At 38.8% G+C, this 25,440-nt stretch carries 19 protein-coding genes; 4 read left to right on the forward strand and 15 right to left on the reverse strand.

What is annotated here, in order from left to right; translation table 11 throughout:
* Positions 1–444 precede the first annotated feature (444 nt).
* From IM793_RS14040 to IM793_RS14105, 14 genes are all read right to left on the reverse strand, one after another.
* The gene (locus IM793_RS14040) at positions 445–1,713 is read right to left on the reverse strand and encodes a glucose-1-phosphate adenylyltransferase (RefSeq protein ID WP_193422340.1); all 1,269 of its coding nucleotides are present in this window, start codon (positions 1,711–1,713) and stop codon (positions 445–447) included.
* 8 nt (positions 1,714–1,721) lie between these two features.
* A complete protein-coding gene (locus tag IM793_RS14045) occupies positions 1,722–3,134 on the reverse strand; it encodes a glycogen synthase (RefSeq protein ID WP_193422342.1) in 1,413 nt (470 codons plus the stop codon).
* 542 nt (positions 3,135–3,676) lie between these two features.
* Positions 3,677–4,471, reverse strand: a complete 795-nt coding sequence (cobA, locus tag IM793_RS14050) for a uroporphyrinogen-III C-methyltransferase (protein WP_193422344.1) — start codon at positions 4,469–4,471, stop codon at positions 3,677–3,679.
* Positions 4,472–4,705: 234 nt separating this feature from the next.
* The gene (locus IM793_RS14055) at positions 4,706–5,170 is read right to left on the reverse strand and encodes a hypothetical protein (RefSeq protein WP_193422346.1); all 465 of its coding nucleotides are present in this window, start codon (positions 5,168–5,170) and stop codon (positions 4,706–4,708) included.
* Between the two features lie 78 nt (positions 5,171–5,248).
* Positions 5,249–5,701 (reverse strand): MarR family winged helix-turn-helix transcriptional regulator, encoded by a 453-nt coding sequence (locus tag IM793_RS14060; protein WP_193422348.1) that lies wholly within the window; start codon positions 5,699–5,701, stop codon positions 5,249–5,251.
* Positions 5,691–6,128 carry an EVE domain-containing protein gene (locus tag IM793_RS14065; protein ID WP_193422350.1) on the reverse strand — a complete coding sequence of 146 codons (438 nt, stop codon included), beginning with the start codon at positions 6,126–6,128 and terminating at the stop codon, positions 5,691–5,693. Before IM793_RS14065 ends, IM793_RS14060 begins: the two co-directional genes overlap by 11 nt.
* 1 nt (position 6,129) lies before the next feature.
* On the reverse strand, positions 6,130–6,549 hold the full coding sequence (locus tag IM793_RS14070) for an SRPBCC family protein (protein ID WP_193422352.1): 420 nt from the start codon (positions 6,547–6,549) through the stop codon (positions 6,130–6,132).
* A 475-nt stretch (positions 6,550–7,024) separates the two neighbouring features.
* Entirely contained in the window at positions 7,025–8,275 is a 1,251-nt protein-coding gene (locus tag IM793_RS14075; RefSeq protein ID WP_193422354.1) for a sulfate adenylyltransferase subunit 1, read from the reverse strand.
* A gap of 144 nt (positions 8,276–8,419) precedes the next feature.
* Entirely contained in the window at positions 8,420–9,325 is a 906-nt protein-coding gene (gene cysD / locus IM793_RS14080) for a sulfate adenylyltransferase subunit CysD (RefSeq protein ID WP_193422356.1), read from the reverse strand.
* Positions 9,326–9,404: 79 nt separating this feature from the next.
* The gene (locus IM793_RS14085; RefSeq protein WP_193422358.1) at positions 9,405–10,106 is read right to left on the reverse strand and encodes a phosphoadenylyl-sulfate reductase; all 702 of its coding nucleotides are present in this window, start codon (positions 10,104–10,106) and stop codon (positions 9,405–9,407) included.
* A 2-nt stretch (positions 10,107–10,108) separates the two neighbouring features.
* Positions 10,109–11,620 (reverse strand): TSUP family transporter, encoded by a 1,512-nt coding sequence (locus IM793_RS14090; protein WP_193422360.1) that lies wholly within the window; start codon positions 11,618–11,620, stop codon positions 10,109–10,111.
* Positions 11,604–12,374, reverse strand: a complete 771-nt coding sequence (cobA, locus tag IM793_RS14095) for a uroporphyrinogen-III C-methyltransferase (RefSeq protein WP_193422362.1) — start codon at positions 12,372–12,374, stop codon at positions 11,604–11,606. Before cobA (IM793_RS14095) ends, IM793_RS14090 begins: the two co-directional genes overlap by 17 nt.
* Before the next feature lie 103 nt (positions 12,375–12,477).
* The gene (locus IM793_RS14100; protein ID WP_193422364.1) at positions 12,478–14,568 is read right to left on the reverse strand and encodes a HEPN domain-containing protein; all 2,091 of its coding nucleotides are present in this window, start codon (positions 14,566–14,568) and stop codon (positions 12,478–12,480) included.
* A 728-nt stretch (positions 14,569–15,296) separates the two neighbouring features.
* The gene (locus IM793_RS14105) at positions 15,297–15,743 is read right to left on the reverse strand and encodes an Rrf2 family transcriptional regulator (protein WP_029275042.1); all 447 of its coding nucleotides are present in this window, start codon (positions 15,741–15,743) and stop codon (positions 15,297–15,299) included.
* 216 nt (positions 15,744–15,959) lie between these two features.
* On the opposite strand from IM793_RS14105, the gene IM793_RS14110 reads away from it, so the two are divergent.
* The gene (locus tag IM793_RS14110; RefSeq protein ID WP_193422366.1) at positions 15,960–17,180 is read left to right on the forward strand and encodes a metallophosphoesterase; all 1,221 of its coding nucleotides are present in this window, start codon (positions 15,960–15,962) and stop codon (positions 17,178–17,180) included.
* 138 nt (positions 17,181–17,318) lie between these two features.
* Here the strand turns inward: IM793_RS14110 and IM793_RS14115 are convergent, their stop codons facing one another.
* Complete coding sequence (locus IM793_RS14115; RefSeq protein WP_193422367.1) at positions 17,319–19,754, reverse strand: TonB-dependent receptor; 2,436 nt, start codon at positions 19,752–19,754, stop codon at positions 17,319–17,321.
* 336 nt (positions 19,755–20,090) lie between these two features.
* Between IM793_RS14115 and IM793_RS14120 the strand changes: the two genes are divergently transcribed.
* Genes IM793_RS14120 through IM793_RS14130 form a run of 3 tightly spaced genes read left to right on the forward strand, consistent with a single transcriptional unit; the run spans position 20,091 to position 25,394 of the window.
* Entirely contained in the window at positions 20,091–21,632 is a 1,542-nt protein-coding gene (locus tag IM793_RS14120; RefSeq protein ID WP_193422369.1) for an aspartate aminotransferase family protein, read from the forward strand.
* On the forward strand, positions 21,577–24,036 hold the full coding sequence (locus IM793_RS14125; protein WP_193422371.1) for a GNAT family N-acetyltransferase: 2,460 nt from the start codon (positions 21,577–21,579) through the stop codon (positions 24,034–24,036). The genes IM793_RS14120 and IM793_RS14125 overlap by 56 nt, the downstream gene beginning before the upstream one ends.
* Positions 24,036–25,394: a lysine N(6)-hydroxylase/L-ornithine N(5)-oxygenase family protein gene (locus IM793_RS14130; protein ID WP_193422373.1), complete on the forward strand. Its 1,359-nt coding sequence runs from the start codon at positions 24,036–24,038 to the stop codon at positions 25,392–25,394. The genes IM793_RS14125 and IM793_RS14130 overlap by 1 nt, the downstream gene beginning before the upstream one ends.
* Positions 25,395–25,440 lie beyond the last annotated feature (46 nt).

Consider the following 25,440-nt stretch of genomic DNA (forward strand, 5'->3'; position numbering starts at 1 on the left):
CCTCACTCCGGGCTTTCCACTTTATCAGGTTTATTTGGGAAAGACTTCCGAAGTTTAAAAGGAATAATAGCTCTGGCTAAATCGGAAGTCTGGTGCAGATCACGATAACTCCGCGTTAGGGATTGTAAGGTTCAGTGCCGATTAAGCATCTGTTTTTATTTAATTACGGTATGCTTGCTTGTTTCACAGGTCTTCATCGGTACCAGAGCGAAGCGCAGCCCTGAAAAGCCCGCCCATTTCCCCGTATTTCACGGGATTGGGGAACGCCCAAATCAGTTATCAGTTTACAATTTTCAATTCGTAATTTCCTTAGCATTCTTAATTTTTCAACCTCAATCTGCCAGGTTTAGAAGGATTCTTCGTTACGCTCAGAATGACAATCAGCTAACAAAAAAAGCCAGTCGCGACTTTCACGACTGGCCTAGTTAATGAGTAATAATTATCTTAAATCACAGTTCCACTAGGTACTACTGCACCTTTCTTGATCACAACAATACCGTCTTTAACAGCATAAAGTTCAAAGTCGCCGTCTTCTAAATGGTCGCCGCCATTAATTTTAACATCGTTTCCTATGCGGCAGTTTTTATCAATAATAGCGTTATTAATATGACAACGATCTCCGATACCAATTAATGAATTACCCCTATTGGTTTCTTCCTGAATTTCCTCAAGCGTTTGATAGCGATCGCTTCCCATAATATAGGCATTGGTAATTACCGTATCCTTTCCGATTCTGGATCTGATCCCTAAAACGGCATGCTCTACCCTACTGGCCTGAACAATGCAGCCTTCTGCAATAATGGTTTTATCTAAGGTAGTACCCGAAATTTTTGATGGCGGTAACATCCTCGCCCTGGTAAAAATAGCATGGTTACTATCAAACATATTAAACTTAGGAATTTCATCTGTCAGGCCTAAATTGGCTTCAAAGAAAGATGAAATATTTCCAATATCGGTCCAATAACCTTCGTATTGATAGCTTAAAACCCTGCTCTCAGAAATCGCTCTTGGCAAAATTTCTTTACCAAAATCTTTTTCCTCTTCGTTCTCATTTAAAATATTGATCAGGTACTCGCGGTTAAAAACATAAATACCCATCGAAGCTAAGAAATTCCTTCCTTCGCTCTGCATTTCTTGCCCGGTATCCGAAACCCAATCCTCTAAACCCGTTTTAGGCTTTTCAATAAAAGAGGTAATCATGTTTTCCTCGTCGGCCTTTAAAATACCAAAATCTGTCGCATCTTTTGCTGTTACCGGAATAGTGGCAATAGTAATTTCAGCATTGGCTTCGATATGTTTTTCGATCATATCCTTAAAGTCCATCTGGTACAATTGATCACCGGATAAAATTAAGATGTAATCGAATTCGTGCGAAACAATGTGATGCATACACTGACGAACGGCGTCTGCTGTACCCTGGAACCAACCTGAATTTTGTACAGTTTGTTCAGCAGCCAAAATATCAACAAAGGCCGTACTGAAATGGCTAAAGTGATAGGTGTTTTTAATGTGTTTGTTTAGCGATGCTGAATTAAACTGGGTTAACACAAACATTCGGTGAATACCGGAATTTAAGCAATTTGAAATCGGAATATCTACCAATCGGTATTTACCAGCAATTGGAACTGCCGGTTTAGAACGTGTTTGTGTTAGTGGCGATAATCTAGAGCCCTGGCCACCGCCAAGGATAACGCCTAAAACTTTGTCAGTCATGTTTAAGCTTATTTTAATATTTGGTATAATTCTATGTAATTTAATGCTGCGTTATCCCACGAATGGTCTATCTTCATCATCGTTTTTCTAACTGCTTTAAAAGCTTTTTTATCATAATACAATTCAACAGCACGGTTAATGGCGTGGGTAACATCCCAAATACTGGTTTGATCGTGACAAATCCCAAAACCGTTATCACCTATATCGATTACCGTATCTTTCAATCCCCCTATCCTGCGCACAATCGGAACAGTTCCATACCTTAATGCATAAAGCTGATTTAAACCACAAGGCTCTACCCTCGATGGCATGATCAGAAAATCTGCACCAGCATACATCTCATGCGAAACTTGCTCATTGTAACCAATATAAACATTGTATTTACCTGTAAAAATGTCTTTCAATTGATTTAACCGGCCTTCCACCCAATTTTCACCTGATCCCAATACCAGAATATTTATATTGTCGCCATGCTGTTGTAAAGCTGTATAAAAAATATCGGGCAATAAATCAGCACCTTTTTCATCAACTAATCTACCAATAAAAGTAAATAGTGGCTTAGAAGGATCTAATTGAAAAACATCACAGAGTGCTGTTTTGTTTGCCAATTTCCCTGATTCAACTGTTTTTAAATTGTAACCTTTGCTCAGCATCGGATCTGTTGCAGGATTCCAAACCTCGCTGTCTATCCCATTTAATATGCCTACCGATTTCCAACGCTCCTGCCTTAACAAACTTTCTAATCCACGGGCATTATTCATCATCTCATCCAGGTAACTTGGCGATACCGTGGTTACCTTCCAGGCACATTTAATGGCTGATGCTAAAGGGTTAATGGCATCATCCCAACCCAATAAACCACCTTTCCATAAATCGAAAGCTGGTAAATAATAAAGTTTTTCCCATCCAAACTGTCCCTGATATTGTGCATTATGAATGGTTAAAACCGTTGGAACGTCACTAATCGGCTTATATTTTATGGAGTTGGCAACCATAAACGGCACTAAACCGGTATGGTGATCATGACAATGGATTACATCCGGACGGTGCTCCCATTGTACAATCCAATCGAGGGTGGCAATTTGAAAGGCAACAAACCTTTCCGTATCATCGCTGTAACCATATACATTCGGGCGGTCTGTTAAACCCTGAATATGGATCACGTATAAATCAAAGCCTAATTTATTGGTTTTTTCTTTTAAAATGCGGTACTGAAAGTGGTGATTACCGTAATTTGCCCATGCATCATAAGTTACTTCGAACTCGCTTTCGCGGATAAATTTGGTATCGTATGCAGGCACAACCACTTTGGCAATATGGCCCAGTTTATTCTGATATTTTGGTAAAGCCCCTACCACATCGGCCAAACCGCCAACTTTTGCAACAGGGTAACACTCGGCGCTTATATGTATAATTTCCATCAACTATTTGGTGTAGATAACCCAAGTAAGTTACTAATTGTTTTGAGCTTTGCAAATAATGTAAATTATAATTTTAGTTGATTATTTTAAAGGAAAAATCGTTATCTTGATCCGATAGCTGTAGTACAAATGCTGAAATGAACTCAAGGTGATGACTTTATATGCCTAGAGTTTTTCATGAGAAAGTGAATGTTCAGTTCTTCGTAGCGAGCGATAGCCCTGCTTTCCGCTATAAGTCCTCTCCCGATGGAAAAATCGGGATCCGGGCTTCCGCTGCAATCAGGCTTAAAAACAAAGTTGGTTCATGTCATAGGCAAGAATACTATTTAAATTCTATCTGCGGTAATCTTCTTAAATCTGCGGGAGAATACCTTTCGAATAGTTTCCCGCTAATTTCACAGATAAACGCAGAAGATTTTTTTAAAAACTGATGTCTGCGGTAATCATCTTAAATCTGCGGGGGATAAAAAACGAAAAAACCGCTTAAATCCATAAACGGTTTTTCACAACAAAACAAATATATTTTTTTGGTTTAAAAATATCTAGTATTCTTCGGCGATGATTTCGTAAAAATCGCGGATCGGTTGAAATTGAGGATGTAAGGATACCACATCTCCAAACACCAATAGTGCAGGTGCATCAATTTTTTTATCTTCAACAATTTCTGCAATGGTATCTACAATGCCAATAGCAATTTTTTCCTGTGGGGTAGATCCATTCTGGATGACGGCTACAGGCAACTGATTTTTATTTTCTGCCTGGAAAATTGCTGCAATTTCTTTTACTTTTTCAATTCCATTTAAAACAACGATGGTGGCTTTGGTTTTTGCCGCAATGAATAGATCTTCAGAAATTTCTCCTTTGGCATTTGTTCCGGTTACTGCCCAGAAACTTTCACTAAGGTCTTTATAAATCATCGGAATCTTTTGCAAACTCGGTGCGCCGGTTGCGCTCGAAATACCTGGAATAATCTCGGTTGGAATGCTGTACGATTCTGCAGCATCTATTTCCTCATATCCTTTTGCAAAGAAAAACGGATCGCCACTTTTTAAACGTACCACATGACCATAATTTAAAGCATAATCAATAATCAGCTTGTTTACTGCATCCTGAGAGAAAGATTCATCATCAGAACGTTTGCCCACATAAACTTTCGGAATACCATCTGGCGCATGACACAATAAAGCTTCGTTCACATTTGCATCATACAACACAACATCGGCTGTTTTTAATGCTTTAACACCTTTTAAACTAAATAAATCCGGATCGCCAGGACCAGCACCTATTAAAGTAATTTTGGGTTCAATGTTCGCTTTTTCTACTTTATTCAAAATCATAACAGAAAATTTATGCTCGTTATACGTTTGTTTAATTACACAAATATATAAAGTCTATGGGAATTGTAGTAATTTATTTTAAAATAATTTTTACCTGCCATTCTGAACGCAGTGAAGAATCTCTTAACGATGAAATGCAGCAATTTAAAGATCCTTCACTGCGTTCAGGATGACAGCAAAGAAGAAAAAAATCCGTGTTTTCTGTGCTTCCGTGGCAAAAAAATATATGAGTACTTATTTACAGTTCACTTCGGCAAAAGTAAACTTGCCAGCTTCATAATTAATGGGTTTGCCTTTAACAAAATATGACCTGCCCAGCGTAGTTTCAATCTGCGCAACGCCCATAATGAGTTTACCATCTTTCTTTAAAAATGCCAATGGATTGGTAAAAGCTTTGGTGGAATCTTTACCGGTATTAAAGCGATAATCAACCAATAAGGTATCACCATTAAACTTGCCGTCGATTTTACCATTGTTTTCAGGTTTATCAGCATATTTTACCAATAAGGATCCTGTCACTTTACCAGATGCCATGGTTTTTACAATCATGGCCGCGCTGTCTTTTTCGAAGAAAGCCGCATAACAGGTTTGATTGATCACCGAATCCTTTTTTGCGGCATCAGTCTTCTTTTCTGATTGGTTACAGGCAAAAACAAATGGAACAGTAGCAAAAACGAGGTATAAAAGATTTCTTTTCATGTGGTTTGTAATTGGGTTGTATTATATAATATATGAAGAAGATGAAAGGTTTTAATTATTTCCATAATCAAAGTTCTACTATTTATTTTCAGCAATAAGATCAATCACAAGCGCATTAAAATCCAGTTGCTTATTTTTTAATACCGAAAAAAAATCAACATCAAATTTTTCAACCGTTTTCAGTGCAAGCCTTGTTACCGAAATGCCATTATCGGTAAGCTGAACAATCTTTGCCCTTGTATCTGTACTATGCTCTTTACGCGCCAAAAAACCCTTGCTTTGCAAGGTACGGAGAACAGTTGAGGTTGTCATTGGGTCGATTTTACTATGTGCAGATAAATCTATCTGCGTAACATTTTCTTTCTCGCCAGATAACCACAGCAAACTTGCCAATAAAACAAACTGAGAATGGGTTAGGTTATGTACCTCCAGCGCTTTTTTTATTCCCCGCTGCCATAAGGCCGTTACCTGCCATAACAAAAAGCCCGAACTATCATCGGCACTTTTAACACTAAAACTTTTATCCGGCATCTTTTCTTAACATTTCTTTATTGATCAATTCGAAATCCGCTTTCTTTATTTCAAAAAACCCAAAACGGAAAGGATAACCCCACGATTTCTTATTTTCTATAAACTGAAGTTCCGGAATCAGTGGCAATATCGAAACTTCATTACAATTCATAAAATTTATATTTCTTCTAAAAGGCTTGAAATCTTCTGAATACTCAAACTGATAAGGTTCGCCTACCTTAACCTGGCCTATTGCTGTAAAAGCCTGGCACTTTTCTTCTCCATCCATTGATTGTTTTGAAGAATAAAAAATTACCCAATCGTTGGGCTTTAACCTTTTTAGCGGCGGCAGTTTACCATGATTAGCCTGCATAAAACCTCCGCTCACACCTCTTTTTACATGGTCTTTGGAAGCTGCCACAATCCAATATCTTTCGTTGTTTTCCATTTTAATTTTTCGAGGCATTTTTAATCTGCAGATGAATATCACTTTCCAGGTTTGCCACAATATCTTTCATCACTATTTTATTCCATAAAAAAGCTAATGCGCCTGTCATGGTCATTGTGGTAGTAATCTTTAAACCATCAGGGGTTTCTTCATACCAATGCTCACCATTCATTTTTGCCAACGGAAAAATGGTTTCATCTTTAAAATAAACATCAGGTTTAACTTCAACAAGTTTAATGTTAACATTTGGTCCGCCTTTTGGTTTAAATAAAAAGCCCGAACCCGATTCGAAATTACCTTTAAGTTTTGAGTTTTCTACCGAGCTGTCCCAATTTTTCCACTCATCTACATTTGACATGAGTTTCCAAATTTGTTCTTTACTGATTGCTTTAGTGGTTACTGAAAATGTTTTCTGTATCATAATTACCTGTTTAATAAGCGCAAATATAATAAGTAAACTTATTAAATAAAATATAATTAATATTTAAAATTTTATAAAGAAAAACGGGGCTACCATTTGGTGCCCCGTCGAAATTGCTTTCACTTTAGATTTTCCCTAAAGCTTCCATTATTATATTTGGTTGTGGTTCTCTACATCGAGATTTTCAGGATCGTAGGATCAATGAATAAAATAAAGATCTCGTCGTTTTTCATTACCCACATCACATTTTCCATTTTCCATTTTACATTTCCCATCTTACATTCTTCCACCATTAAGGAGTTAAGAAGATTAAGATTTTAGCTGTATTCCATGAAGCTGTCGCTATTGAAAATTGATTATTGATATTTTTCCATCATCGAGATCAAGATTTTCAGGATCGTAGGATTTTATTAGTGGGTTGAAATAAAGATCACATCGATTTTCATTATCCATTTTCCATCCTACCTCTTCCATCTTACTCAACTGCCGCTCTGAACATCAGGGCACCAACAGTTAAGTTAGTACGGGTATCAACCAAAATAGCAGAACCATTTGCACGGTTATCGTCGTATAGATCAAATGCCAAAGCATCAGCGGTTTTAACAATTACGCGACCAATATCATTTAGTTTAAATTCTTCTGCAGGCTGTTTATCTAATGTATTGATATCTACCTTATGCAGAATTTCGCTGATTTTACATTTAGTAATTTTGCTATTATGCTGAATATTGTACATTATCGAGGTATCCAATGCACGTGTATCCATCCAGCAAAGATCAGCCTCAATCAGTTTTGTTTCCTGTGGCAAAGCCGATGCATTTACAATCGTATCGCCACGGCTAATGTCTACGTCATCTTTTAAGTGAATGATAACTGATTGACCAGCATGTGCGACATCAAGTGTTTCGTCGAAAAATTCTATTTTTTCTACAATAGAGCTGGCTCCTGAAGGAAGAACAGTAACCTTATCATTTAAATTAAAGGTTCCGCTCAATACACGTCCGGCATAACCCCGGTAATCATGCAATTCTTCTGTTTGCGGACGAACGACCCATTGCACAGGCATGCGGGCCAATTGCGATTTATCCAGGTTGTCGGTATCAACTTTCTCTAAGAAATGTAATAGACTTTCTCCTTCGTACCAATCCATGTTACCGGAATTTTGTACAATGTTATCACCTTTTAGGGCACTCACCGGAATGTAGGTTACATCGGCAAGCTTTAATTGCTGAGCCAAAACTTTGTACTTTTCTATAATTGCGCTATAAACCGTTTCGTTATAGCCAACCATATCCATTTTGTTAATACAAACTACTACGTTTTTAATACCCAATAGGGAAACGATATAAGAGTGACGGATGGTTTGCTCTACCACACCGTTACGTGCATCAATCAAAATAATGGCTAAATTAGCTGTAGAAGCGCCCGTAACCATATTTCTGGTATATTGAATATGGCCAGGTGTATCGGCAATAATAAATTTACGCTTTTCGGTCTGAAAGTATTTATAAGCTACATCAATGGTGATGCCCTGTTCGCGTTCTGCTCTTAAACCATCAGTAAGAATGGCTAAATCTATTGATCCATCGTCATTTTTGCGGTTCGAGCTCTGTAAAGCTTCTAACTGATCGGCCAAAATAGAATCTGTATCATATAACAAACGGCCGATTAAGGTACTTTTACCATCATCTACACTGCCTGCCGTGAAAAATTTTAATATGTTCATGCTTATAGTATTAAGATATTAGTATCAAGTATCAAGACATATTGCAGTCTATCAATTCCATACTCATACTTAGTTTATTTAAAGGTTAAGTTTTTTAGTTTGCATCCAATCTTGATACTCGCTACTAGCTACTCGATACTCAATTTAAAAATATCCTCCCTTTTTCCTGTCTTCCATAGCGGCTTCAGAAACTTTATCATCCATACGGGCACCACGCTCTGAAATTTTAGATGCGCTGATTTCAGAAATAATGTCATCGATTAAAGTGGCATCCGATTCTACCGCAGCAGTACAAGACATATCGCCCACTGTACGGAAACGCACCTGTTTACGTTCTACAATATCATCATCGTCCATATTTAGAAAAGGAGAAGCAGCCATCAATTGTCCGTTACGGGTAATGCAATCGCGTTCGTGCGAGAAATAAATACTTGGCAGATCGATTTTTTCCCGGCGGATATAGTTCCAAACATCTAATTCCGTCCAGTTACTGATCGGGAATACACGGATATTTTCTCCTTTGTGGATTTTACCATTATAGATATTCCAAAGTTCAGGACGCTGGCGTTTTGGATCCCATTGGCCAAATTCATCGCGAACAGAGAAAATACGTTCTTTAGCTCTCGCTTTTTCTTCATCTCTACGCGCACCGCCAATACAGGCATCAAACTGGTATTTTGCAATCGTATCAAGTAAGGTGACGGTTTGCAAAGCATTTCTACTGGCATTTTTACCGGTCTGCTCTACAACTTTGCCCTGATCTATTGATTCCTGCACAGAACCGATGATTAATCTTTCGCCAATTCGCTCTACCATCTGATCGCGGTAAGTGATGGTTTCTTCAAAATTATGGCCTGTATCAATATGTACTAATGGAAAAGGAAATTTTCCCGGACGAAAAGCTTTTTCTGCCAAACGAACTAAAGTAATTGAATCCTTTCCACCCGAAAATAACAGGGCCGGTTTTTCAAACTGACCTGCTACTTCACGTAAAATGTGAATCGCCTCTGCCTCCAGTTCATCTAAATAATCAAAATTATATGTACTCATTATCAAATGTTGTCTTTGTTGTTGTTAAATTGCTGGGAGGTTTGAACCCCATTTTCCATCTCCCATCTTACTTCTTCCCTCAAGAAGCTGCGTGTAAACCGCATTCTTTTTTACTTTGGTCTTCCCACCACCATCGCCCTGCCCTAAAATCTTCGCCTGGCTGTACTGCTCTTGTACATGGGGCGCAACCTATGCTCGGAAAACCCTTATCATGCAGCGTATTGTATACAATGTTGTTTTCTTTAATGTATGCTTTCACATCATCTAAAGTCCAATCGAAAATAGGGTGAAATTTAATCAACTGGTTCCCTTCATCCCATTCTAAATCGTGCATATCCTCACGGTTGGCACTCTGATCGGCCCTGATGCCCGTGATCCAGATTTCGTTTCCTTTTAGTGCTCTTTTTAAAGGTTCGATTTTACGGATGTAACAGCATTCTTTTCTATTTTCTACCGACTCATAAAAGCTGCTCGGGCCTTTGGTATTGACCATATCCTGTAACAATTCGTTCAGCGGATAATAGGCATGAATAGGTTTGTTGTAAATTTCTAAGGTACGGTTCCAAACGTAGTAGGTTTCTGGAAACAAACGTCCGGTTTCTAAAGTAAAAACCTTAATTGGAATATTATTGGCAAAAATTAAATGGGTAATCGCCTGGTCTTCCCAACCAAAACTAGTCGAAAAAATAATACGGTCTGCATATTGATCTGCCAAAAATTTCAATTTATCTACTGTACTTAAACCTGCCAGTGCTGCCTTTATCTCCTCTAGGTTCTCCATCACTAAATTAATTTTAAAATAAACATAATCACACTACGCAAACTCACAATCATTACAATAATCCCCACAGCAACCATAATGGTTTTTGCCGAAATTTTGTTGGATACTTTTGCAGCAATTGGCGATGCGATTGCACTACCGATAATTAAGCCTAAAACGGCTTCCCAGTGTTTGCCGCCTAACATGGTGAAAAATGTAAGCGAACTTAAAGTGGCAATAAAAAAGCGGCTGATTTTTACCGTTCCTAAAGAAAATAACGGGTGCCTGCCGCCTGCAATTAAACTCGATAAAACAATCGAGCCCCATCCACCGCCAAAGGTAGCATCAATAAAACCACCAATAAAGCCCAATAAACCAATTTTTTTAATTTTTTGATCTGCTTTCTTTCTTTTGATGTTAAAGGCTTTCATTAAAATAACTCCACCTAAAAACAAGGTGTAAACCGCTACAATAGGCTTCACATAAGCGCTGTAATGCTCAAGTGACGATAAGATATAGGCGCCTAAAACGGCTCCAATTATCGCTGGAATAATTAAAATTTTGAATAGTTTCCAGTTGACATTACCCATCCGGTAATGCATCCAGCCGGCAATTCCATTGCTCATTACCTCAGAAATGTGAATCGCCATACTTGCTGATGCAGGAGGTAAACCCATCGCTAATGAGAACGATGCCGTGGTAACTCCGTACGACATACCGATTGCACCATCAATTAATGCAAATAAAAATCCGGCGCCTAAAAACCAATAGAATAAAGGATCAATATTGATCAGGAAAGTCTGAAATTCTGGCTCGGTATTCCATAAAGAAAAACCAATTGCTCCAATCAGTAAAACTGATGCCACCCAGATTAACCATTTAATGTTCCGCTCGGCAAAACTTTTTCTAGGGTTAATTAAACTTTTGGTAACCTTATTCAGTTTTTTAACCTTTGCCGAAAAATCGCCGTTTAAGGTTTGGCGCAAGGCACTCATATTCTGTAAGGTTTCGTCCAGTTCTGCTGGTAAACCCTCATTTAAAATCTGCTTTAAACGTTTTGCTATGGTTGGCGATTTTCCATTTGTAGAAATGGCAATCTTCAAATCGCCTTTTTGAACGATTGATCCCAGATAGAAATCGCAGAGTTCTGGCTTATCTGCCACATTGATCAACAAACCACGCTCGTGCGTAACCTTTCTGATCTCTTCATTTAAAATATTGTTATTAGTTGCCGCAAAAACGATATCAATATCGTTCAGGTCGTCTATGTCAAAACTTTTCTGCTTAATTTTTATGAGCGGATAATTTGCTATCAGCGTATAAATTTCTGGAGATACAAGCTCTGCCACAATAGTAATGGTAGCACTATGGCTGTTATTTACAATCGCGGTTAATTTCTCTAACCCAATATTTCCTGCACCAATTAATAATGTACGCAGCTTGTTCAGCTTTACAAAAACCGGAAAGAGCTGGTTACCTTTTTCTTCTTCCGAAAAAGACGCAGCATTATCAGGTTGGTTAGGCAATACTTGCATATTGTTTAATTAATTTCTTAAATGATGGATGTAATGATACAACTTCTCCAAAAATTAATAAAGCAGGAGCTTTAATATTTTCTTGCTGCACTAAACTTTCAATGGATTCTACCACGCCCACTACTAATTTTTCATCTTTTGCCGATCCGTTCTGCACCACTGCAGTTGGTAAATGATGTTTGCCAGCCGCTTTAAAAATCTCTACAATTTTTGACAGTTTTTTAAGTCCCATCAGTACCAATACCGTAGCTTTTGACTGTGCTGCCTGATAAATATCTGCTGAAACTTCGCCAGAAGTGGTAGTACCGGTGATTACCCAAAAGCTTTCGCTCATGCCTCGGTGCGTAACCGGAATCTGCTGCAAACCAGGTACACCGATAGAACTCGAAATACCCGGAATTACACTTACCGGAATGCTGTACGATGCGGCATAATCCAGTTCCTCATATCCCCTGCCAAAAACAAATGGGTCGCCCCCTTTTAAACGCACTACATGACCATAGTTTAAGGCATAATCGATCATTAATTTATTGATGGTATCCTGAGGATATGAATGCTCACCTGAACGTTTTCCTACATAAACTTTAATGGCTTCTGCCGGAGCATGCTCCAATAAAGCTTCGTTGGTTAAGGCATCATACAATACCACATCTGCAGTTTGCAATGCTTTTACACCTTTCAACGTTAACAAATCAGGATCGCCAGGACCAGCGCCTAAAAGAGTAATTTTTGATTCTTTATTCTGATTAACCATGTTTCTTTTTAATTATTGAATTTGAATGACTGGATGAAGAGTTGTCTTGCGCATGGCTTTCAGCGGCTGCAATTCTCAAATCTCATATCTATTGTCTCAAATCTCATTTCGCTAATACCGCTCGTTTTTCCTTAATCTGATTTAAAAATTGATTGGCTTCTTCAAAATATTTTTGTGCAAACTCAGCTGTTGGTTCGTTTTTATTGATCTGCAAAACCAGGTCAGAGAAATTGGTCGGTAAATTAAATTCGCCCGTTTCTACATAGTGGTTATCAAATTCGCGAATTACGCCAACCTGCGTACTGCTGTTTACGCCTTTATCCAACAATAAAGATTTTGCGGCACTTACAAAAGTGCTGTAGGTATGGTATATGGCATCGGCATAAGCACCTTTATCTAAGTTTTGCTTTGCCCAACCAAATTTTTCGTCAGCCTCTAATAATAAAGTAGCCACTAAATCAATCACTACACCAGCACACTCACCAACCCCAATGGCGGTTACAAATTCTTCAACATGTCCCCAGTCTACAAATTCTTCTGTCTGCAGGTTGGTTAAATCGGCCAATGGTTTTAACAACTGATAAAAATGGTCTTTCCCTTTTCTATCATAATATTGGTGAAAGTTCTCATCCTCCAGGTTATTGGCTTTAAAATCATTTAAAATGAAGTGTAAAACACTTGTTGCTCTTTTAGAAGGCACTTTAATTACACGTTCTGCAACACGGCCAACACCGTTACCAACAGTACCGCCACCAAGCATTACCTGCACAGCCGGAACCACTTTTCCTTCAGCTTTTACTGAACTTCCGTGGAAACCAATTTCAGCTAAACCATGCTGACCGCAAGAGTTCATACAACCACTTATTTTAATCTTGATGTTTTTCTCATAAATAAACTCCGGAAAATCGGTATAAATCACCTCTTCCAAAACTTCAGCTAAGGTCATTGAATTGGAAATACCCAAATTACAGGTATCGGTACCAGGGCAAGTGGTAATATCAGCTAAACTGTCAAAGCCAGCAGTGGTAAAACCAATTTTATTTAAAGCAGAGTATAGTGATGGTAATGCTTCTTTGCTTACAAACTTTAACAGCAATCCCTGGTTTTGGGTAATCCTGATTTCATCAGCCACATATAACCTGATGGCATCAACAAAAGCCCTTGCTTTATCGGTTTTGATATCCCCCACCTGAACTTTAACATATACGCCATAAAATCCGGCCTGTTTTTGCTCAATTACGTTAGTGGCTAACCAATGTTTGTAATGGGCTTCATTTAATATTTCTACCGCAGGATATTCTTGTTCTAAAGGTAACGTTGGCTGAGGTATTGTATTAATATCTATTTTAAAGGTTTTTACTTTGTTGGCAATGCGCTCTTCAGCCACCAAACGCAACACCTCTTCTAAACCTAGTTTTTGAACCAGGTATTTTAAACGTGCTTTGTTACGGTTGGTACGTTCGCCATAACGATCAAATACACGAAGCACAGATTCAGTAAAAGGAATTAACTGATCTTCAGGTAAAAATTCTTGAACGGCATTAGCCAAAAAAGGTTGTGCACCTAAACCACCAGCAAATAAAACCTTAAATCCACGTTCCCCATTTTCGTTAATTTTTGGAATAAAACCTAAATCGTGAATGTAGCTAAATGCAGTATCTCTATCGCTCGAAGAAAAAGAGATTTTAATCTTCCTGCCCATTTCCTGACAGATCGGGTTACGCAAAAAGTAAGCAAATACTGCTTGTGCATAGGGCGAAACATCAAAGGGTTCCTCCGCATCTATCCCAGCATTTGGAGAAGCGGTTACATTACGTACCGTATTTCCACAGGCCTCGCGAAGCGTAATATCATCCTGCTCTAGTTTGGCCCAAAGTTCTGGTGTACGGTCTAAACTTACATAGTGAATCTGGATATCCTGACGGGTTGTCAAGTGCAGGTTACCGCTTCCGTATTCATCAGCAATATTGGCAATACGTAATAACTGTTTAAAAGTCACCTTACCAAAAGGCAATTTAATACGCACCATTTGCACACCTGGCTGCCTTTGTCCGTAAACACCACGGGCCAAACGGAGGCTTCTAAACTTTTCGTCGTGGATGGTTCCATCTCTGAAAGCTTTAATCTTATTCTCTAAATCGATAATGTCCTGCTCGACAATCGGATTTTCGAGTTCTGTTCTGAAACTTTGCATATGTGTTGTTAGCTTTATTCAAAAAATGCTTCCCTGTAACCGAGAAGCATTCCATATTTTATACTTAAAATTATCTGTAGGCTCCTGTTATTGGGTTTTACAACAATACATCATTTGCATAGCGATTAATTTATCCGGTATAAAATTGAAGTTCATACATCAAATATATAAAGTATATAGGAATAGTAGTAATTTATTGTAAAAAAAATTTATCTAAAAGAAATGTCATTTCGACTGGAGCGTGGCGAAATAGAGAAATCTATGAGTTAAATTCTTAAACAAGAGTAACTGAAAACTGCGAATTGAAAATTGTTAACTGATGTGGGCGTTCCCCAAGCTGGCGCAAGGGTCGGGCTTTGCAGGGCTGCGCTTCGCTACGGTACCGATGAAAATCGGTACTGAACCCTTACAATCCCTAACGCGGAATTATAGCAAAAGTGACCAGCCTTCCGAAGTTACCTACACTCTACTCCTTTGAGACTTCGGAAGTCTTTGCCAATTAAACCTGATATAGCGGAAAGCCCACAGCGAGGCACGAGCGAGGACATTCAGCGATAGCAGGACTATCGTAACCGATGCGCACAGAACCCTGCTTTACAAAAAGTATTATTGGTTTAAGACCTCCCAAGTTTGATTTAACAACAAAGACCCTGAAATAAATTTACTTCGTAGCTTTCCGCTACGCTACAGGTCAGGATGACGGATCGTTAGCAGAAAGTTTAAAAAAATTATAAATTAACGATACCGATCTTCAGGTTATCCTCACGACCGATTACATCTGCAATGCTCGTTTCGGTTAAAACCTTAAGTGTAGCATCCCTTACATCAATAAAGGCACTTCTAATTCCGCAGGTTTTCTCATCTACACATTCATCACATTTGTGGTAAAAGTTTAAACTTGCACATGGAACCATAGCGATAGGACCATCGGTTACACGCATTACATGTACCAATAAAATCTCTTCGGGTTTTTTATTTAGGCTATAACCGCCGCCTGCACCTTTTTTGCTGTATAAAAAGCCAGCATTACGCAGATCGAGCAGAATTTGTTCTAAGAATTTTTTCGGAATATGCTCCTCCTCTGCAATCTTCGAAATCTGCATTGGTGGTTTATCTAAATTTTTACCAAGCGCAACAAGCGCTTTAATGGCATATTTTGTTTTTTTGGACAGCATATTCGCACAAAGCTAATAAAAGAAAGTAAATTATAAAATATGCAACAGGAAGTTGATTTTGATTCAACATGCTATGATATTTATAAATATAACGCATAATAACAGAAATTGCTTTAATCAAACGAACGTAAAAATAACCGCCAACCGTAACAGTAGGTAATTATAGGTGTTTAAATTCTATTTTTACCCTCTATTCTGATTTACAGATTTTTAATAATGAAAAGAAAACTCAATCTATTGCCACTCCTAATAGTTGCAATTATATTTTTTGCCTTAAATGCGTACGTATTATCTGGCCTGGGCACCATCAATCAATCAAGTTTACTGAGTCCAATTTTTTGGGTATTTATTATAGGTTTAACTTTCGCCTTATTTTTTGCCATTCAGCAGATGCGGATTCAGGGCATCAATAAGTTTTTCCAGATTGTCAGTCACGCATTTTTGATCATTTATGCTGCAGAAATTGTCTTTGCTTTTTTTCTGCTGCTAGGCGATGTTTACCGCTTATTAATCGCGCTGGCTACTAATTTTCAGCCTGGAGGTTTCCACCTGTTAGGCCGTAGCAATTACTGGGTAGATTTTGCCTTTGTGATGTTCTGTTTAACCATTGCCTTATTTGCTTATGGTATTACCCAGGGAAAATATGCTTACCGCGTAATTAAACATACTTTGTATTTCGATGATCTGCCTGCCAGTTTTGACGGTTTTACCTTAACACAAATTTCTGATGTACATGCCGGAAGTTTTACCAACCCTAAAGCGGTACAAAAAGGTATCGACATGATTAATGCCCAAAAAAGCGACCTGTTTGTTTTCACCGGAGATTTGGTAAATAATGCTTCTTCAGAAATTGTGTCTTATATCGGGCATTTCTCGCAGATCAAAGCCCCTTTCGGACAGTTTTCTGTTCTAGGTAACCACGATTATGGTGATTACATTAAATGGCCAAGCGAAGCGGATAAAATCAAAAATTTGAACCAATTGAAAGCTTATCACAAAGAACTGGGTTTTAAACTTTTGCTGGATGAGCATATTGAATTACATAAAAACGGCGAGAAAATTATATTGGCCGGGATAGAAAACTGGGGGGTCGGTTTTGGAGAGCGTGGAGACCTAAACAAAGCTTTGCAAAACACAAATGTCGACGATTTTAAAATCCTGTTATCACATGATCCTTCACACTGGGATGCACAGGTAAAAAATTATCCTTCAAAAATCCAACTGTCGCTTGCCGGACATACACATGGCATGCAGTTCGGTATCGAAGCTTTTGGCATTAAATGGAGCCCCGTGAAATACCGTTATAAACATTGGGCGGGCATCAAAACCGAAAATGGAAGATATCTGAATGTAAATAGAGGCTTCGGTTTCCTGGGCTTTTCAGGGCGGATTGGTATCTGGCCGGAAATTACGGTAATTGAACTAAAAAGAAAATAAGATAATCCTGATCGCTGACGATTTCCTTAAAAAAGGTCGTCATTTCGAGCGAAGTGCAACGAAGCCGAGAAATCTGCCTAGATAGATCTCTCCATTCCGCTGCGCTCCAGTCGAGATGACGACCGATAAAAATCGAATCTAGTAATTAAGCGTATATGTTAAATTATACGTACGACCGCGGCCTGCATAATTAAATGTCTCCGGTTTAGCCAAAGCCTGGTACAAATACACCGAACGTTGACTCCAAATGGTCTGATAATTTTTGTTCAACAGGTTTTGCACACCGAATGATAAACTTCCGGTAAATAACTTTACAGATCCCAACAAATCAACAGTAGTAAAGCCTTTTAACTCATTTTGCATTACAACATTTCCAACTGTAGCATAACCTTTCGAATCAAATGAGTGGAAAGCCTGGGCTTTTATACCAAAAACTTTTCCGTTATAACCCAAATAACCTGCAATTTTTGATGGACTTGCAACAGTGACATCCTGTAATGACCAGGTACCATCAGCATTTTGTTTTTGTGTTTTGATGTACAAACCGTTTACGCCAGCTTCAAAACCATTTTTCAGGTTTAATGATAATGAACCTTCAACACCTAAATTTCTTACATTTTCATCGAAAACTTCGATATTGAATGTACTATTCGTTTTTACATTTTTATCAGATAAGGCATAAAAACCAGCTACCTGTGCATTAAATATACCTGTGCGGTAACGGTAACCTGCTTCGTACTGTTCTGTTTTGATACCGGTTAAAGGAGAACTTCCAACATTAATTGAGTTGCCTAAATTATAGTTGGTACCTACTAAGGTATAACTACCCTGTCCGTAATATTTAGCCGGATCTGCCAGGTTAAAACCTTGCGAGAAATTAACCCACGCCTGTTGAGTAGTGTTAATTTTAAATACTAAACCTCCATTTAATAAGTTTACATCGTAATGGTTTTCACCACCAGCAATGGCAGTAGCAGTTCTGCCAACACCATAAGCCAAGGGTACAGAAGCAGTAGTACCTACAAAATCGCCAACTTTAACAAACATACGTTGCTGACGCACACCTCCCGACAGGCTTAAGAAGTCGGTTACTTTAACCTGCGCCTGTAAAAAACCAGATAAACCATTTACCCTGAAGTTTGGGTAACGTGTAATAGTAGCCACGGTAGTATTGTTTAAACCACCAGAAGCGAAAGCTTTTGCTCTATCAAACAAAGCTTGCTGCGCGTTAAAATTCTCGTTATCTGCATCAATACCGTAAGTAAGATTCAGTCTGTTCCAGTCTTTGTTCAATACCAGTTTTAAAGCACTGTAATTGGTATTTTGAATAGATGAACCACTGTAAAGTCTTTGCGGTATTGCCGCTTGCCCCGGGAAAGGGTGAAAGCTAAATTGTTCGTTTCTTGCCGCTGCTTGTACATACAATGTTTGTCCACCCAAAATGTCGCTTGCCTGGTAATTGGCATTGATATTCGCTCTGCTGGTTTTTGGATCAACATCTGATGAATAACCGTTTCTCATTTCTAAAAGCGCTGGATTTGATAATAATCCACCATAATTTGTGCCCAGGAAAAGATCTTTATCACCACGGTAACCTGAATTGTAATATTGGGCATTCACCGATAACTTTTGGTAATCAGTTAGTTTAAATTCGGTACTTCCGAAAAAATCGAACGATTGGTTATACTGTAAGTCGGTTTGCGTAATGTCGGTAAAAATCTGTTTTCCATCGGCGCCATAGGCTGCATTGTTTTTTTGGAAAGCCATACCAATGCGCCCATTCCAATCTTTGCTCCCGCCAGAAATAGCTTGTGCCACACGGACATCATGATCGCTTTTTTCTTTCAAACCACTGCGTACACCAACCTGTGTGGTAAAACTTGGCTGACTATCCTGTCCCTTCTTGGTAATGATATTGATGATACCCCCTGTTGCACCACCGCCATAAACCGCACTCGCTCCGGATAAAACTTCAATTCTTTCGATATTGAAAGGATCTATCGATTCAAACTGGCGACTTACGCCACGGGTACTGTTTAACGATACACCATCAATCATCACCAATGCATCTCTGCCACGTTGGTTCTGTCCGTAGTTAGTACGACCCTCCGGACCAGCATCCAAACTCGGAATCAATTGCGCCAAAGTTTGTTTAAGTGGGATTCCGGCTCTGGCCTGTTCCTGGATTTTAGCGCCGTCTACTACCCAAACAGTACCCGGTATTTCACTGATTTTGGTCGGTTTACGTGACGATACCACGACTACTTCCTGCATGTTTGATGTAGGACTTAAGTTAAGTGTTAAGTTAACTGTTTGATTTTTAGCCAAACTCACTTTTTGTAATATGGTGGTATAACCTACATAACTTACCTGTAATTTGTAAGATCCTTCGGTTAATTTCAGTTCGAAACTACCGTCGGCACCTGTTGTAGCCGAGGCATCTTTGCCTTCAACTTTAATATTTGCTCCCGCAAGCGGTGCCGTTTCTCCAATTACCTTTCCGGTAACCGTTTGTGCTTTACCGCTAAAGATAAATCCACAGATTAAGATTGCAATTAAGTATAGATTTTTCATTTTTATTTATTTGGTTTCATTAAGGGTTATTATTTTTTTGCGCAAAGCAATCATTTATTTAGATCAAATCCAAATAAACTTAATTAAAAATTTATCTGTATAGATTTTAAAATATTTCAAAAACTATCTATTACCTACTTACCAACAGCATGTTGAAAATATTTAGAATATTATTTTTAATCAATCTAAATAAAAATATACCTTAGCAATCGGAATTTTTAATAAAACAGCTCATGGTTAATCTCACCTAACCAGAGTTATTCATGAAAATATCGGCTTAAAAGGTCAGATGTTTATTGCTACTTAAACCTTTAATCCTTGAAAAATTGAAAAAAAATGTTTACATCAGACCTAGAAAAACATGAACTAATTGATTTCCTTACGGAAAGTCCGACAAAGGAAATTTTTCACCACGAAAATGAAGCAGAATACCTGCATGCAGTAGGAAAAGTTACCCAGGCGGTAAAAAAATTTCTCAACAATAATCAACAACCTTTTAGTGGCATATCGCCATCGGAATTAAGGCCGCTGTTTGATTCGATTGAATTTGAAAAAACGCATGATAATTACGATGCTTTACTTAAAGAAGTTGAACAGCTTTATACCAGCCACGCGGTTGCCTTTCACCACCCAGCTTATATTGCCCATTTAAACTGCCCAATTGTGATCCCGGCGGTAGCTGCCGAGGTGATGATTTCGGCAATCAATTCGTCTATTGACACCTGGGATCAAAGTGCCGGCGGTACCTTAATTGAGCAAAAACTAATCGAATGGACCTGCGATCAGATTGGTTACTGCAAAAAAGCCGACGGTATTTTTACCAGCGGTGGTACGCAGAGCAATTTAATGGGGCTTTTATTGGCAAGGGATCATTATTCCATTACCGCCCTGAACCACAATATCAAATTAAATGGTTTGCCACCGGAAGCCTCACGCTTTAAGATTTTTGTTTCAGAAAAGGCACATTTCAGCATCCAGAAAAATGCTTCACTGTTAGGTTTGGGCGAAAAATCGGTGATAAAGATTAAAACCGACCGCAGTTTCAGGATCAATACCATTTTACTGGAAGATGCCATTAAACGGGAAATTGCTCTGGGCAATATTCCTATTGCCATTGTAGGCACAGCAGGCACCACCGACTTCGGCAATATTGATCCGCTTAAAGAACTTGCGTCGATAAGTCAAAAATACAATACCTGGTTCCATATCGATGCGGCTTATGGTTGTGGCTTGCTGCTAACTGATAAATACCGAAGCCTGTTGAACGGGATCGAACTGGCCCATTCGGTTACGGTTGATTATCATAAATCTTTCTTCCAGCCGGTAAGCAGCAGCGGTTTTTTGGTACGCGATAAAAACTTTTTCAACCTGATTACGCATCACGCTGATTACTTAAACCCAAAAGACCATGATGAAGATGGTTTGCCGAACCAGGTGAACAAATCGATCCAAACTACCCGGAGATTTGATGCCTTAAAACTTTGGTTTACACTGAGAATGATGGGCAGAAATAAACTGGGTGGCTATTTTGATACGATTATAGAAACCGCAGCCGAAATTGCCGGTCTGTTACATTCAGATAGCGATTTCGAGTTGATGAACGAATCAGACATCAGTGCCCTGGTGTTCCGTTACCGCCCAAAAAACCTGCGTTTAGATGTGTGTGCTATGAATCAATATATCAAAAAAGCAATGTTTAATCAGGGAAAAGCTTTGGTTGCCGGCACCAAGATTAACCAACAGTTCTACCTCAAATTTACCCTACTTAACCCGCTAACTACCATCAGCGATATTGAAAACATTATTAAAATCATTAAAAAACATGGAAACGAATACGTTAGACTCAATCAAGTTTCAGCAGATTTCAGAAGAAACTAATTTTAATGCGCTTCTAAACAGTTACTGTCGAGAATTTACCAACTGGAGCCGTTATGTAGGTATCCCGAAATACGACGAATCTTTAGCCAGTTACCTGGTTACAACAAACGATCGTTTGCATATCAGGTTTGACTTTACAGGCATTGGTTTCGAAGTATATGCACCGTTAAAATTTTATGCCGATAGTGGCCGCCATGTGTTTAATTTTCCGGTAATTGAGCGGAATATTACTACCGATGTGATCAGCACAATCAGTATTTACAGGTTTATGGAACTGGCCATTCAATTCAGTGCAGAGGAGTTTCCGCATGCAGATGCTGATATCGTAAATCAACGTTTAGCCAACAGTGTAGAAAACCTTGAAGCATTTCTCTCTTATTTTAAGCAAAACGGTAAACCTGTAAATTTTGCAAAAATGAGCTTTATTGAGGCCGAGCAATCTTTAATTTTAGGTCATAACGCCCATCCCCTACCCAAAGGAAGATCCGGTTTTAACACTAAAGATGAACTGTTTAAATATTCACCAGAAACACAAGGAAAGTTTCAACTGGCGTATTTCCTGATCTCTTCCGAAAATATTGTTGAGAAAAATGCAGAAGGTTTCGATATGACCGATCTTTTCAGAATCGAATTGCTAGATAGCAATCATGCAGAAACCATTAGTTTGCTCGATCAACATCCAGATTATAAGGTGGTACCCATGCACCCTTGGGAAGCCGAATATTTGCTTACTCTCCCTAAGGTAACAGCGATGCAGGAAGAAAAGCTCCTTTTCTATCTCGGACATTTTGGAGAACTCTATACATCAACATCATCAGTGAGAACAGTTTACAACGCAGCAAGTGATTGGATGCTAAAATTTTCATTGCACGTAAAAATAACCAACTCAGAAAGGGTTAACCTGGTCCGGGAACTTCATCGTGGTTACGATGTAAGTAAACTTTTAAAAACCGAATACGGTAAAGCAGCCAAAGCCGAATTCCCTGAAATTGAATTTATTACCGACCCTGCTTTTATCACCGTAAATTATAAAGGTGAAACCATTGATGGTTTCAACATCAGCATCAGGCATAATCCATTCAAAGGAGAAGATGCTGGCAAAAATGTAAGTTTATTGGCGGCGCTTTGTCAGGATGGTTTATTGGGCCAAAAACCGAGGATTGTCCATGTAATCGAGGAAGCATCCATCAGCAAAAATAAAGCGCTTGCCCATACGGCCGTAAACTGGTTTAAGCAGTACCTGCACCTTTGTGTAACTCCGATTGTTGGCCTTTATAACAATTTCGGGATGGCTTTTGAGTTCCACCAGCAAAATGTAATGGTAGAACTGGATAAAGATTATTATCCTGCGAAACTTTATTTCAGGGATAACCAGGGTTATTTCTTTAGTGAAGCCAAAGCGGAGGAACTAAAAGCGGTTTATCCAGGTATAGCCGCAGAAAGTGGTTCGATTGTGCCAAACGAATATATTATACCAAAACTCACCTATTATCTACTCATCAACAACATATTAGGTGTAGTAAATGCCCTTGCAAGCAACAACCTCGCCGATGAAAAAACCTTAATTGATCTCGTTTATCTGGAGTTTAAACAATTCGAAAACAGCGATACTACAGGTTTAGTTGATTATATCATCAACCGCCGCAGCTGGGAAGTAAAAGGTAACCTGCTGACCAATCTTTGCAATATTGATGAAGCCAGTGCGCCAATCGATAATCCGGCTATTTACCGTGAGTTTCCAAATCCACTGTCTAAATATTTCTTCTCTGAAAATCTGATCAAACCAAAAACCAATGAGGTATTGTACAGCAGGTTTTTTCCAAAGGAAAATGTGACGATCAACATCCGTCCCTTTAATATCGACCGCGATCTGGAAATGGTTCACGATTGGTTTAACCAGGAACATGCGAAACCAATCTGGAAAATGGATGGGCCAATTGGCGGTTTGGAACTATTCTATAGAACTTTGTTGCCAAACGATTCATCGCACAGTTTTATTGGCGAAATAAATGGCGAACCCACCTTTACCATAGAACCCTATTGGCCTATGCGGGATGGTGTAGGCGCCTGCTACGAAGCTTTAACTACCGATTACGGTGCACATTTATTGATTGCCCCAACCGATAAGGATAAAAAATTCAGCTTCGAGACAGGCCAGGCCTTAATGGATTTCATTTTTGAACAACCCGAAGTAGGTAAATGCATCGGTGAAGCAGCAGTGGAAAGTCGTGCGATGCACATTTTTGTAACCAGACTAGGTTTTAAATTAGAAAAAGTGATCCAAATGCCTTATAAAATGGCTAACCTAACTTTCTGTTACCGCGATTGGTACTGGGATAAATTTCCTGAAGCCAAAGCTTATGCCATGATGAAAACAGCACAATTTGAAACGGAGGAAATATAATGCAGGAACAGAAAATATACGATATTGTTGGGATCGGAATCGGTCCTTTCAATTTAGGTTTGGCGGCTTTATGTGCCCCGATCAATAGCTTATCTACCTTGTTTTTGGATCAGGCAAAGGAATTTAACTGGCATCCGGGCATGATGTTGAGCGATGCCACTTTGCAAGTTCCTTTTATGGCCGATCTGGTTACAATGGCCGATCCAACCAGTCCATACAGCTTTTTAAACTATTTAAAGCAAACCGATCGCCTGTATAAATTCTATATCAGGGAAGATTTTTTTGTACTGCGTAAAGAGTACAATGCCTATTGTAAATGGGCAATAAATCACCTGCCGAATTGCCAATTTGGGCAAAAGGTAACCAGTATAAATTATATTGATGGCATTTATCAGATCGAAAAGATAGATCAGGTAAATGGTACTACTGAAACCATTTTGGCTAAAAAAATCGTACTTGGAACGGGTACAGCACCTAAAGTACCCACTTTTGTTAATCCTACCATTCACAAACATGCAATCCACTCTTCGGAGTATTTAAAGTTTAAACAGACTTTATTGAAGCAAAAAACGGTAGCGATTATAGGCTCGGGACAAAGTGCAGCAGAAATTTTTTATGATCTTTTGCCTGAAACAGAAAATGGCTTGAACCTGAAATGGTTTACACGCCCAGATCGCTTTTTCCCAATGGAATATTCAAAATTAACCTTAGAGCTAACCTCGCCTGAATATGTAGATCATTTTTACAATTTAAGCGAATCCAAGCGGAAACAGCTGTTAAGCAAACAAAATTCTTTATTTAAGGGAATAAATTTCGAACTGATTAACCAGATTTTCGATAAACTGTACGAATTGAGTGTTGATGGAGAAGAAATCAATGCCGAACTGATGCCGAACTGCCAATTGAATAACCTAACGGTAAATAATGACAGCAGCTATCAGCTTGATTTTTACCATACCGAAAGCGAAAAGGATTTTACGGTTGATACAGACGCTTTGATATTGGCTACAGGTTATAAATATAATGAACCAGGCTTTTTATCAGCAATTAATGACCGTATTGCGCGCAATGCAGACGGACTTTTTCAGGTACACCGCAACTACGCCATCGATGTAAACGGGAACGAAATTTTTGTTCAAAATGCCGAATTGCATACACATGGTTTTGTAACTCCTGATTTGGGTATGGGTGCCTATCGCAACGCATCCATTATTAATGCCATTTTAGGTTTCGAAATTTATCCGGTAGAAAAAAGGATTGCTTTTCAACAGTTTAGCGTAAATGGCGAGCAAGAGGTTCTTGAACAGGCTCAGGATTTCATCCGTGACTGTCACGTTGAGCCTGTCGAAACGCCTTAAACTTTACGTTGGCCCGCATGCTGGTCGGGATTTGTAATCCCGATCA

The organism is Pedobacter sp. MR2016-19, assembly GCF_014947265.1.
In the GTDB taxonomy this organism is placed as follows: Bacteria; Bacteroidota; Bacteroidia; order Sphingobacteriales; family Sphingobacteriaceae; genus Pedobacter.

Bases quoted from the DNA above. Each gene is read 5' to 3' on its own strand.
- IM793_RS14075 (WP_193422354.1), bottom strand. From the start codon at position 8,275: ATGAACATATTAAAATTTTTCACGGCAGGCAGTGTAGATGATGGTAAA.
- cobA (WP_193422344.1), bottom strand. From the start codon at position 4,471: ATGATTTTGAATAAAGTAGAAAAAGCGAACATTGAACCCAAAATTACT.
- IM793_RS14110 (WP_193422366.1), top strand. From the start codon at position 15,960: ATGAAAAGAAAACTCAATCTATTGCCACTCCTAATAGTTGCAATTATA.
- IM793_RS14040 (WP_193422340.1), bottom strand. From the start codon at position 1,713: ATGACTGACAAAGTTTTAGGCGTTATCCTTGGCGGTGGCCAGGGCTCT.
- IM793_RS14100 (WP_193422364.1), bottom strand. From the start codon at position 14,568: ATGCAAAGTTTCAGAACAGAACTCGAAAATCCGATTGTCGAGCAGGAC.
- IM793_RS14125 (WP_193422371.1), top strand. From the start codon at position 21,577: ATGGAAACGAATACGTTAGACTCAATCAAGTTTCAGCAGATTTCAGAA.
- IM793_RS14130 (WP_193422373.1), top strand. From the start codon at position 24,036: ATGCAGGAACAGAAAATATACGATATTGTTGGGATCGGAATCGGTCCT.
- IM793_RS14055 (WP_193422346.1), bottom strand. From the start codon at position 5,170: ATGAAAAGAAATCTTTTATACCTCGTTTTTGCTACTGTTCCATTTGTT.
- cobA (WP_193422362.1), bottom strand. From the start codon at position 12,374: ATGGTTAATCAGAATAAAGAATCAAAAATTACTCTTTTAGGCGCTGGT.
- IM793_RS14085 (WP_193422358.1), bottom strand. From the start codon at position 10,106: ATGGAGAACCTAGAGGAGATAAAGGCAGCACTGGCAGGTTTAAGTACA.
- IM793_RS14115 (WP_193422367.1), bottom strand. From the start codon at position 19,754: ATGAAAAATCTATACTTAATTGCAATCTTAATCTGTGGATTTATCTTT.
- IM793_RS14060 (WP_193422348.1), bottom strand. From the start codon at position 5,701: ATGCCGGATAAAAGTTTTAGTGTTAAAAGTGCCGATGATAGTTCGGGC.
- IM793_RS14105 (WP_029275042.1), bottom strand. From the start codon at position 15,743: ATGCTGTCCAAAAAAACAAAATATGCCATTAAAGCGCTTGTTGCGCTT.
- IM793_RS14090 (WP_193422360.1), bottom strand. From the start codon at position 11,620: ATGCAAGTATTGCCTAACCAACCTGATAATGCTGCGTCTTTTTCGGAA.
- IM793_RS14120 (WP_193422369.1), top strand. From the start codon at position 20,091: ATGTTTACATCAGACCTAGAAAAACATGAACTAATTGATTTCCTTACG.
- cysD (WP_193422356.1), bottom strand. From the start codon at position 9,325: ATGAGTACATATAATTTTGATTATTTAGATGAACTGGAGGCAGAGGCG.
- IM793_RS14070 (WP_193422352.1), bottom strand. From the start codon at position 6,549: ATGATACAGAAAACATTTTCAGTAACCACTAAAGCAATCAGTAAAGAA.
- IM793_RS14065 (WP_193422350.1), bottom strand. From the start codon at position 6,128: ATGGAAAACAACGAAAGATATTGGATTGTGGCAGCTTCCAAAGACCAT.
- IM793_RS14045 (WP_193422342.1), bottom strand. From the start codon at position 3,134: ATGGAAATTATACATATAAGCGCCGAGTGTTACCCTGTTGCAAAAGTT.